This window comes from Alteromonas confluentis (genome assembly GCF_001757105.1).
GTDB classification, from domain to species: Bacteria; Pseudomonadota; Gammaproteobacteria; order Enterobacterales; family Alteromonadaceae; genus Alteromonas; species Alteromonas confluentis.
The window spans coordinates 1-11,017 of the sequence record NZ_MDHN01000035.1 but is presented as its reverse complement, the minus strand read 5'-3'; the positions used below and the strand labels follow the sequence as shown (position 1 = coordinate 11,017).

At 43.8% G+C, this 11,017-nt stretch carries 8 protein-coding genes; all 8 read left to right on the top strand.

The annotated features are described in order from the left end of the window. Positions 1–92: 92 nt before the first annotated feature. The 8 genes from istA to BFC18_RS14950 all read left to right on the top strand — a co-directional run bounded on the left by istA (position 93) and on the right by BFC18_RS14950 (position 10,986). A complete protein-coding gene (gene istA, locus BFC18_RS14985) occupies positions 93–1,586 on the top strand; it encodes an IS21 family transposase (protein ID WP_070125211.1) in 1,494 nt (497 codons plus the stop codon). Continuing rightward, on the top strand, positions 1,583–2,332 hold the full coding sequence (istB, locus tag BFC18_RS14980) for an IS21-like element helper ATPase IstB (protein ID WP_070125210.1): 750 nt from the start codon (positions 1,583–1,585) through the stop codon (positions 2,330–2,332). Before istA ends, istB begins: the two co-directional genes overlap by 4 nt. Positions 2,333–2,488: 156 nt before the next feature. Continuing rightward, a complete protein-coding gene (locus BFC18_RS14975; RefSeq protein WP_070126373.1) occupies positions 2,489–4,585 on the top strand; it encodes an AAA family ATPase in 2,097 nt (698 codons plus the stop codon). A gap of 415 nt (positions 4,586–5,000) precedes the next feature. Then, complete coding sequence (locus tag BFC18_RS14970; protein ID WP_070126372.1) at positions 5,001–6,575, top strand: MvaI/BcnI family restriction endonuclease; 1,575 nt, start codon at positions 5,001–5,003, stop codon at positions 6,573–6,575. Between the two features lie 2 nt (positions 6,576–6,577). Next, a complete protein-coding gene (locus BFC18_RS22180; RefSeq protein WP_070126371.1) occupies positions 6,578–7,093 on the top strand; it encodes a very short patch repair endonuclease in 516 nt (171 codons plus the stop codon). Positions 7,094–7,239: 146 nt separating this feature from the next. Continuing rightward, positions 7,240–8,994, top strand: a complete 1,755-nt coding sequence (dcm, locus tag BFC18_RS14960) for a DNA (cytosine-5-)-methyltransferase (RefSeq protein ID WP_070126370.1) — start codon at positions 7,240–7,242, stop codon at positions 8,992–8,994. Then, complete coding sequence (locus BFC18_RS14955) at positions 8,991–9,725, top strand: HAD family hydrolase (RefSeq protein ID WP_245680403.1); 735 nt, start codon at positions 8,991–8,993, stop codon at positions 9,723–9,725. The genes dcm and BFC18_RS14955 overlap by 4 nt, the downstream gene beginning before the upstream one ends. A 49-nt stretch (positions 9,726–9,774) precedes the next feature. Next, positions 9,775–10,986, top strand: coding sequence for an IS256 family transposase (locus tag BFC18_RS14950; RefSeq protein ID WP_139138946.1), 1,212 nt, complete (start codon positions 9,775–9,777; stop codon positions 10,984–10,986). Positions 10,987–11,017 lie beyond the last annotated feature (31 nt).

The window sequence follows — 11,017 nt, the reverse complement described above, 5'->3', positions numbered from 1 at the left end:
TATAGAGCGACAATTAACTTGAACGGTTGAGCGACAACTATCTTGACCGGTTGTTCTGTTAAGGTTCGACACGACAATTCGAGGAGAATGGCGTGTCGGGAACTCACATCACAGAAAAACAAGTCAGGTTATATATGAAGTTTCGAAAGGATTTCACGCAGGAAGTTGCCGCCAGCAAAGCGAACATTTCTGTCAGTTCCGCCAGACGCATAGAGAACGGCCGTCACCAACCTAAAAAAGCCCACCGTCATTGGCGCACCCGGCCCGATCCCCTTGAGGCAGTCTGGGAGAGTATTGTTATCCCCCTTCTGAAGCAAGATAAGCTAATTACGCCAGTGGGCGTATTTGATTATTTGTGTGATTCGCATAGCGATCAGTTTCCTACCTCAGCGCGACGTACACTTGAGCGCAGAATTAAGAAGTGGCGACAATTACACGGTGGTGCTCAGGACGTAATGTTCTTACAGCACCACGAGTCAGGTTTATTGGGTATTTGCGACTTCACGCATGTTAAGTCTCCGGTCACTATCGGGCATGAGCCGTGTAAGCACATGTTGTTCAACTATCGCCTGGCCGCCAGTGGCTGGCACTACAGTCATGTAATTTATGGTGGTGAGAGCTTCGCTGCCTTCTCTGATGGGTTACAGAATGCCTTCAGAGCCAGTGGCGGCGTCCCCAAGGAAGTCCGCACCGACAGCTTGAGTGCAGCGTACCGGAATCATGATGATGCCGGTAAATTTACAGAACGGTATGCTTCACTGATGGCACATTATGGTTTTACCGGCACACGCAATAACACCGGTGTCGCGCATGAAAATGGCGTCATCGAGTCCAGTAATCGCCATATTAAAGCGCAGCTTGAGCAGGCGCTGCGCATTCGTGGCTCGTATGACTTTAATTGTCGCGACGATTATGAAGACTTTATCCGGCAATTAGTGGCGAGACGAAACAAACGCATTAATACGGCATTTATTAAAGAGCAGCGACAATTACAGCCACTGCCGCCGGCGGGCAGCGTCAATTACTCAACCGAATATGTGCGCGTCTCGCGCACCAGTACCATCAGCATTAAACGCGTCACTTATACCGTGCCTTCGCGTCTGGTAGGCAGTCGCCTGCGGGTGCAAGTGTATGATGACCGCTTAGCTCTATATCTCGGTCATGAGCTGACCTACACCTTAGAGCGGGTATATACCACGGGCACCGCGCGTAAACGCAGCGTCAATTACAAACACGTTATTGATGCGTTAGTAAAAAAGCCTCAGGCCTTCCGGTGTTCACAGTGGCGGGATGAGTTATTACCTAATGAGGATTACCGGAGTATCTGGCAGTACGCTAATGGCAATATGAAGGCTGATGATGCCTGTCGCTATATCGTCAGAGTACTTCACCTCGCGAGCAAGGGGGATAATGAAGTCAGGCTGGGTCGCTTCATTATGCAGCAACTGAATAGCGGCCGGTTACCCAGCTTGTTCGACTGTCAGGAACGCTTCCAACAGCAACCTCGCCACATCCCCCAGCTTCAGGTGGGGCAACACCCGTTAAAGCTGTATAGCCTGTTATTACAGGGAGGGAGGCAGACATGACTAATACAGCATCCCTGCCACTCATGCTCAAGAGCCTGCGACTGAGTGAGTTCAGGCTCCACTGGGAGAGCCTGGCTGAAAAGGCATTGCATGAACAATGGCGGCCAGAGCACTACTTAAGTGAGTTGTGCCACATGGAGTTGTCGAGCCGGACAGACAAGCGTCAATTACGTTATCTGAAAGAATCCAATCTGCCATCAGGCAAGCATGTTGGTGGGTTCGATTTTAATGTCATTGAAGGTCTCACCAAAGCCCGCCTCCATGAACTGGCGGATAACCATGAGTGGGTAAAACACGCCACCAATCTGCTGCTGTTCGGCGCAAGCGGTGTCGGTAAAACCCATCTGGCCAGTGCATTGGGCTACAGCCTGATAGAAGCCGGAACCCGCGTAAAGTTCTATGCGGCCACCGCGTTAGTGCAACATCTGCAGGAGGCAAAACAGCACCTCAAACTCCAGGACGCACTGAACAAACTGGATAAATACCAGGTGCTTATCATTGACGATATCGGCTACGTGAAAAAGACAGAGCAAGAAACCAGTGTGCTGTTCGAACTCATTGCTCACCGGTATGAAAGGTTCAGCCTCATCATCACCTCCAATCAATCGTTCGAAGACTGGGATGCACTGTTTACTGATACCACCATGACAGTCGCAGCCATCGACAGGCTCGTGCATCACTCACACATCATTCAATTAGAGGGAGAAAGCTACCGCAGAAAAGCAGCAATAAAACAGGAAGAATAACTCAGCGACAACCGGTCAAGTTAATTGACGCCAGACCGGTCAAGATAGTTGACGTTCTATACACAGAATATGTTTTTTCAGAAGAGACGAATGATAATATAAAGTCACAGTAATAAACTTTTAGCTATGAAGTGGGTCTGAACAACGGAGTGTAAAATGGAAATTGAAATTAGTAACTGCAATAACATTGATAGGGGAATGATAAAGATTGCAGAAGGAACACTGAACATAAAGTACGCAATCAATGGTACGGGTAAGAGTACTATATCGAAATCAATTCAAAAGTCAGTTTCATCAAGACTCAGCGGGACCATAGAGCTTACGGATCTTAAGCCGTTCAAGGCATTTAATGATGACTCAATTATTCCAACAGTCACTGGCCATGAAGCAATCAATAGCGTTAAGGTGTTTGATGAGTCTTATATTAATGAGTTTGCTTTTCAGCCAGACGAACTCCTCAAAGGAAGCTTTGATATTCTCGTAAGAGATGAGGAATATGACTCCGTTATGGCAGAGATAGATGAGCTTGTATCTCAAATAAAGAGCCAATTTCAAGAAGACGATGACATCGAGGCATTGATAGCTGATTTTGACGAATTGAGTAGTAGCTTTGGTAAGCCTACCAAGACAGGCGTACATGGATCCAGCGCAATAGCTAAAGCTCTTAAGGGTGGTAATAAAGTAGCAAATATTCCGGAGGGTCTCGAAATATACCAGAACTTCATCCAAGGACAGGACAATGTAAAATGGATTAAATGGCAACTCGATGGCGGGCAATTTATAGAAGAATCTGATAGTTGCCCTTATTGTGTTAGTAATGTAAAGGAAGTAAAAGAAACAATAAAGCGCGTTGGTGAGGTTTACGATCCTAAATCAATTCAGAGCCTCAATAAACTCGTACAAGTATTCCAGCGTCTTGACAAATATTTTTCAGATAAAACAAAAGAAATAATAAATAATTTCGTTTCAAGCGTTGACGGATACACAGAAGAACAGACGGGATATCTTCTTGAGGTAAAGGGACAAATCGATCGGCTTAACAACATGTTCAAGCATCTTAGAAATATTGGATTCTTTACTTTTAAAGATGTTGATAAAGTGATCGATGAATTACGAGAGTACAAAATAGATCAAAATCTATATCCACATCTTCAATCAGATGAAACATTATCAAAAATTGAAAAAGTAAATGACTCTATAGATCAGCTGATAGGTAAAGCTGGCCAACTTCAGGGCCGAATAGCTATCCAAAAGCGGCATATTGAGAAGGTGGTGGAAGAAAATAAGAATGCTATCAATTCATTCCTTCGTAATGCAGGATACAGATATACAGTCGATCTTATCGAGGATGAATCAGGAAAGCATAAGCTAAAATTGATTCATGAAGACCTTGATTCAGGGGAAGTTTCTGGTGTCAGAAATGTACTCAGCTATGGAGAGAGGAATGCTTTTGCATTAGTTCTATTTATGTTTGATACAGTAAAGAATGTTCCCGATCTGATCGTCCTCGACGACCCAATTTCTTCATTCGACAAAAATAAAAAATATGCGATTATCGAAATGTTATTCAGAAAGGAGAAATCCTTTAGGGGGAAAACAGTTTTATTGCTAAGTCACGATTTTGAGCCAATCGTTGATATGCTTTATCACCATACCGACAGGTTCGATAAGCCGAGCGCTTCTTTCCTTCAGAATAATAACGGCCAGCTAATAGAGATAGATATTGAGAAAGATGACATTATGACATTTGTAGATGTTAACTCTTCAAATATTACAAGTGATTCAAACTTGGTAGCTAAGCTCGTATACATACGTAGAACATATGAAATTCTCAATTCTAGAGGAATGGCATACCAGTTGGTATCAAACGCCCTCCATAGAAGAGCTGTGCCTCTAGTATTTGAGGATGGGACATCACGTGAAATGACTAAAGACGAAATACAAGGTGCTGTAGCTGAAATTCAGCAGCATATTTCAGATTTTGACTACTCAGAGTTTATTCAATTGATACTTGATAATTCTGCAATGATCGATCTCTACAACTCGTGCAGCAATAACTATGAGAAGTTACACATATACAGAATTATATCTGAAGGAAATAGTGGAGCAGATCATGCTGATATAGTTCTGAAGTTCATCAACCAAGCTTTTCATATTGAGAATGACTACATTTATCAGTTAAATCCTGCAAAATATCAAACAGTACCGCAGTATGTTATAGAAGAATGTGACCAATACATTGCAACGCTGTAAGAAAGCATCTAGCAAGCGTACATTGTCGGGCTGGTTTTCGCTGCGCCACTAAGGAGCCGTAAGTGCGGGCGTTGAAGGACTGTTGTTAGTTTTTCAGCGCACCTTGATAGGAAGGAAACCGAGTAACCGCTTTTCGCCTTTACTATCTATTAGGTCGAACCCAGCCTTCTTAATAAAAGTGTCAGAGGCACAGCATTTCTGAAATTGGCCCCCCTACTCGTTTTTCGTACCAGAATTAACATAGATGACTCTCATCTCTCTTACCATATCCTGAAAGCTTGTACGAAATAATTGGAAACTCCCTCCGCGAGAAACTCTCTCCATCCCATATCAAAGCTTGGGTCAATTTTTATCTGAAATATGTCATATTATGACAGCCCATCTGGAGTTATCAGCTTTTAAGATAAGGAAGTTTATGTCTTATATTTTCAATGAACTGGATCATCAGTCCGTTTCATCTCTCAATGAAATCCGCGAAATACTTGTAATGCATCACTGCGAGCAGGCTTTTATCAAAAAACTCGCAAAAAACAACAACGACAAAAATCAGGTTTATATTCATAGAAGCGTAGGTGTATTTAACTCGATATTTGATCTGGACTTTATAGAAAGAGATTTCAGCGAGAGCACTACCAAACCAGCATCTGACAACAGCAAAAGAATTCCGGCGGCCATATTCAGATCTTTCAGTTGGGTAAAGCTCAACAGAGAACTTACTCCTGTTCGCGAATGCAAGGCAATCCTGTATGCCCAATATCCAGAGACCCGCCTTTCGCGCTTTCAGACTGAGAATGGCGCAATGCCACGCAGTATGTCTGTTGAATATACAAATCAGTCTGAAATACTGAACCGATATCTGGTGCTAGGAGCTACCCGCGAAGGAGAAGCTGTTGCAATTCAGATTGTAGGTCCTGAACCAGTATTTGAAAGCGAGTTTGAAGAACTTCCTTTTGTTCCTGACACCTCAGTAATCCGCCACATTGTCTTGAATGAAGACCAGACGCCAACTGATGAGCTCATGTCCCTCCTCAGAAGGAAAGTCGCAAACAGAAGTTACCCTGGCACCATTCTCCGCCCATCAGGCGCCTCAGATCCGTTTAATGGAACACAGGTACCGGGCTATACACTGGAATATGCACTGGGCATCGCGTCAAACGCAAATCAGGATGGTGACTTCCGGGGTATTGAACTCAAAGCCACCACGCAGAAGAAAGTTACACTCATGACTACTGAGCCCGATGAGGGGCCGTATGCTGAAAGTTTTTCATCCTTCGTACAGAAATTCGGGTACACCGAGGATGATGGTGCTACCTACAGAATGAATGGTCTGCACAGGTGTGGTACACGTGTCGACAAGACTGGCCTGACGCTGAAAATCTTCTACAGAAAACAGATTAAAGCAGAGCTTCATTGTGATGGGAAAGTTTATACATTCAACGGGGAGTTGAGTAAACACGGTGCAAAGAAAGCTATTGAACAGGCTGCGAAAGAACATTCAATCATCGATATCAGTGCTGCGAAAAAATCAGGTCGCATTGAATGGAAATTTTTCTACGATGTACAGTATCCATATTCACCTGAGCTATCGGTAGATGTTCAGTCTGACTCGCTGAGAGTGTCACTGGTAGATGACAATAACACCGAACATGCAGTCTGGACTCTCGAACGACTGCTTAACAACTGGGGTAAGAAACACAATGAGGCAGTGTATGTACAAGCAAATAAATACAGAATGAGCGACGAGGAAATGCTCGCAGGTGGGTTCAAATTCTCGGTAGAATTTCTCCCTGAAGTTCTCTGGTGTAAGAAAACGACTATCGATCATCTTTTCAGAGCCATCGCAACTGGTCTTCTGTTTCTCGACCCTGGCCACACTCACTCTAATATTAACGCATCAAAGAGCACCCGTAGATCCCAGTGGCGGATAAACAATATATTCAGGGATGCTTCTAAGCTGTATGAGGCAACTGCTCTTGAGTTGCTTGAATAACAATGCCATCTGACACCCGCAATGATGTTTCCCCCGCCCGCAGAAAAAATATGCGGGCAATAAGGAGCAAAAATACGAAGCCTGAAACCCTTTTAAGGAAAAGTCTGTTTGCCCGTGGTTACAGGTATCGGATTGCCCCAAAAAACATTAGAGGAAAGCCTGATCTTTGGATGCCCCGCTTCGGGGCTGCTATTTTCATCAATGGATGCTTCTGGCATGCGCACAACTGTAAGTTGTTTCAAATACCTAAAACCAGAAAGGATTTCTGGATGAAGAAACTGAGAAGTAACGTTAACAGAGACGTCCGAACCTATAGTGAGCTCCAAAATAGTGGAATCAGGATACTCGTTATCTGGGAGTGTAGTTTCAAAAAGCAAACCCGGATAACATTACCTCTCTCCGTCAGCCTTGCCATTACATGGCTGGAGAGTGGCAAACAATTCGGAACAATCAGCGAGTCAGGCTTATCCTATTCAGATTCACTGGACGATATACATATCAGTGGTATTTTGCGCTAAGTAAAAACTCTGACCTACAAACAATACCAGCTTAATTTTTTCCACAACACCTCCGACAACTGTATAAATAAACATGAAACTTTAAAAAGGGATTTTTGTGTGATACCTTGTCACTCCACAATCCCTTTACGCCCAAAAGTTGAACAATGTATATAAAAGAAGTTGCCCTCGCGGACTCTAAGGCCGACTCAAGGATCCTCTCACTGAAGAATGAGACAGATAAATTACTTAAGCTCCTGCTGACTATTTACGATCAGAAGGGACTCGCATCTAGACTCAACAGTAAGGAAACAGGGCTGGACCTGAAAGAAATATCCAGAGAGAAACTTAACAAATGGAAAAAAAATCCAGATGCCAGCGACATTCTGATTCACGAAGATACCAATGCTAGGATCAGAAAGGCATTGCTTCCCAAGAAACCAGCGCACTGGGATAATCCAGATTTTAAATTCATAGATCTGTTTGCTGGAATTGGTGGTCTGAGAAAGGGCTTTGAAGATGTAGGCGGAAAGTGTGTATTCACCAGTGAATATGATGATCAGGCGCGAAGAACATACCTCGCTAACCATTACGTTGGCGAAAGCGAGCTAGCCTATTTCACAGATACCGAAGAGGAAAATCCAGAAAAAAATGTTTCCCTGATGGATATAACAAAGCTGACTTTAACAGGATCCGAATATTCAGGTATTTCGGAATCTGAAAGATTAGAGAATATCAAAAAGCACATACCAGAGCATGATGTATTGCTTGCAGGGTTCCCGTGCCAGCCCTTTTCAATTGCTGGAGTTTCAAAGAAGAACAGTCTTGGCAGAAGTCATGGTTTTGAATGTACAACTCAGGGAACCTTGTTCTTCGATGTAGAGAAAATTATTCAGGCCCGGAAACCAAATTTCTTCGTGCTCGAGAACGTAAAAAACCTGAAGAGTCACGATAAAGGAAATACTTTCGCAACTATTATAAAGACGCTGGATTCTCTGGGTTATTTTATCGCTAATATATCCGATCAGGGTGAAACGATAGAAGAAGCTATCGCAGTAGTAAGAAGCAGGAAAAATGAACCCACGATCGTAGATGGCGCAAAATTTACCCCTCAACACAGAGAGCGTGTTGTTCTTGTTGGTATACGTAATGATTTGCTTGAAAGTAATCCTGAGTTTAGAAACTTCAGCCTGACTAACCTTTCTGGATTCTATCCGGAAAAACGACTGGCTGTATCCGAGATACTCTGCGACCTTTCTGACGAACAACTTGCAACCTATACTCTTACTGAAAACCTGTGGAATTACCTCTATCACTACGCACTAAAACACAAAAGTAAGGGTAACGGATTTGGCTTTGGGCTGGTAAATCCGGATGACCCAGATGCTATAACGAGGACTTTATCAGCAAGATATTACAAGGACGGCTCAGAGATACTTATCAACCACCGTGCTCTGGGAGCTGATTATTTGGAAAAAAACAAAGCAGCTGCAGCAGCCAAAAATGCCGACAGAGAAGCCTACACGACGTCAAAAGCGGCAGAATCAATTGATCCTAAAGCATTTCTGGATGAAGCTGAGTATGAGGCTGAGTTTAAGAAACTGGTGAAATCGTTCGAGAAGGAGTATGACGAAGAATATGGGAGGTATTCCTCAGAATTTGACCCCGCGTACAAAACCCCACGTCGACTGTCACCTAAAGAGTGCGCGAGATTGATGGGTTTTGAGAAACCTGTAGACTACCGCAACAAAGATCTAGATTCTGATTTTGTACAGGTATGCGCTGACAATCGTGCTTATAAGCAGTTTGGGAACTCCGTTGTTGTACCAGTATTCAGAGCTGTAGCTAAATTGATGAAAAGCGAACTGATAGATCCCATAACTAAAAATCTGAGTAGCTCCAAGAAAGGCGGTCGACAGTGAAGCAGAATATTCCCAAAATATGGTTTTTTGATATGGAAGGTACACTTCTAAAAAAAGAGTACTCCCTTGATAACGGGAAAGTCGCCCCTAGCGCATGGACAGTTCTTGCGAAACGGCTTGGTGAAGAGTGTTACAAAGAGGAGGAAGAAACTAAGGATAGGTGGCTTCGCGGTGAATATAAGGGTTACTTAGACTGGATGGCTGATACTGTAAATATCCATAAGAAATACGGCCTTCAGGAAAAACATCTAGTCCAGCTTACTGAAGATGCAGAGTTTTATGAGGGTGTGTACGAATTATTCGACTGGTTGAAGAAAAATAATGCAGTAACGGTTTTGATTACCGGTGGCTTTAAAGCACTAGCTGACAAAGTGCAACGGGCTTTAAAAATTGACCATGCTTTTAGTGGATGTGAATATTTTTTTGATAAAACAGGATTTGTCGAGCTTGTAAATCTGCTTCCATCAGACAATCACGGCAAATCGAGCTTTATGAAGCAGATCATCCATGAGCACGGAGTTGACAGCAGCGATTGTATCTTTATCGGTGACGGTATGAATGACCGTTTCCTAGCCAGAGAGGTTGGAACGTCAATAGCATTTAACGCCCAACCAGAATTGAAAGAAGTGACTACTTTCAGTATCGATCAAAAAGAAGGAAGAGAAAACCTAATTGGTATTATCGACTTGTTCAGTGACCGGCCCAACGAGACTGTAACTAATTTTGTGTAACTGCCTATCTCAACATACTCTATTGAGAGTTAAGGATAGGCAGATGCAAATGAACAAGAAAGAGCTTGAAGCTTTCGCAATGGAAGCGGCCAAAGGGATTAAAACACCTGAGGACTTGAACGAATTTAGTCAGATGTTGAAGAAGATCACCGTTGAAGCGGCACTAAACGCAGAGATGGATGAGCATCTTGGCTACGGAAAACATCAACAGTCCACGTCGACCAATACCCGCAACGGCAAAAGCAGTAAACGGGTCAAAACCGAAGATGGCGAGTTTAAACTCGATACGCCTCGCGACCGTGAAGGCTCCTTTGAACCCAAACTTGTCAAAAAGCACCAAACCCGTTTCACTTCCATGGACGAGAAAATCCTCTGGCTGTACTCACAGGGCATGAGCACCCGTGACATCGTCAATGCCTTTGAGGAGTGGTATGGCGCTGAGATATCGCCCACGCTCGTTTCTCGTGTCACCAATGCAGTTATTGAGCAGGTGATTGAATGGCAGTCACGTCCTCTAGATGCCGTTTACCCGATTGTTTACCTGGACTGCATCGTCGTGAAGATTCGCCAAGATAAGCGGGTCATCAACAAGTCCATCTTTCTGGCTCTGGGTATCAACACTGAAGGTCACAAGGAACTGATGGGCATGTGGATTGCCGAGAATGAAGGCGCTAAGTTCTGGTTAAACGTGTTGACGGAGCTTCAGCAGCGTGGCGTCGAAGATATTCTTATCGCCTGCGTGGATGGTCTGAAAGGCTTCCCTGATGCTATTAACACCGTTTTCCCTCAGACCCACATCCAGCTGTGTATCGTGCATATAGTGCGCAACTCACTAAAGTATGTATCGTGGAAAGACTACAAGGCTGTAACAGCAGATTTAAAGCGGGTGTACCGCTCAGCCACTGAAGACGAAGCCTTGCTTGAACTGGAACGCTTCAGTGAAATCTGGGACGGCCAGTACCCACAAATTGCTAAATCATGGCGCAATCACTGGCAAAACCTTAATACGCTGTTCAGTTACCCTGAGGATATCCGCAAAGCGATTTACACCACCAACGCCATTGAGTCGCTCAACAGCGTTATCAGAAAGGCTATTAAAAAGCGGAAAATCTTCCCAAGTGATGATTCAGCTAAGAAGATGATTTACTTAGCGATTAAAGATGCCAGCAAAAAATGGACAATGCCCATTCAGAACTGGCGTCAGGCTATGAGTCGTTTTATTATCGAGTTCGAGGAACGCCTCGAAAAGCATATTAACTAAATGGCAGTTACACAGAATCTGTTACAGGCTC

Excerpts from the sequence above, each read along its gene's own strand:
- istB (WP_070125210.1), top strand. The coding sequence starts at position 1,583 with ATGACTAATACAGCATCCCTGCCACTCATGCTCAAGAGCCTGCGACTG.
- BFC18_RS14975 (WP_070126373.1), top strand. The coding sequence starts at position 2,489 with ATGGAAATTGAAATTAGTAACTGCAATAACATTGATAGGGGAATGATA.
- BFC18_RS14970 (WP_070126372.1), top strand. The coding sequence starts at position 5,001 with ATGTCTTATATTTTCAATGAACTGGATCATCAGTCCGTTTCATCTCTC.
- BFC18_RS22180 (WP_070126371.1), top strand. The coding sequence starts at position 6,578 with ATGCCATCTGACACCCGCAATGATGTTTCCCCCGCCCGCAGAAAAAAT.
- dcm (WP_070126370.1), top strand. The coding sequence starts at position 7,240 with ATGTATATAAAAGAAGTTGCCCTCGCGGACTCTAAGGCCGACTCAAGG.
- BFC18_RS14950 (WP_139138946.1), top strand. The coding sequence starts at position 9,775 with ATGAACAAGAAAGAGCTTGAAGCTTTCGCAATGGAAGCGGCCAAAGGG.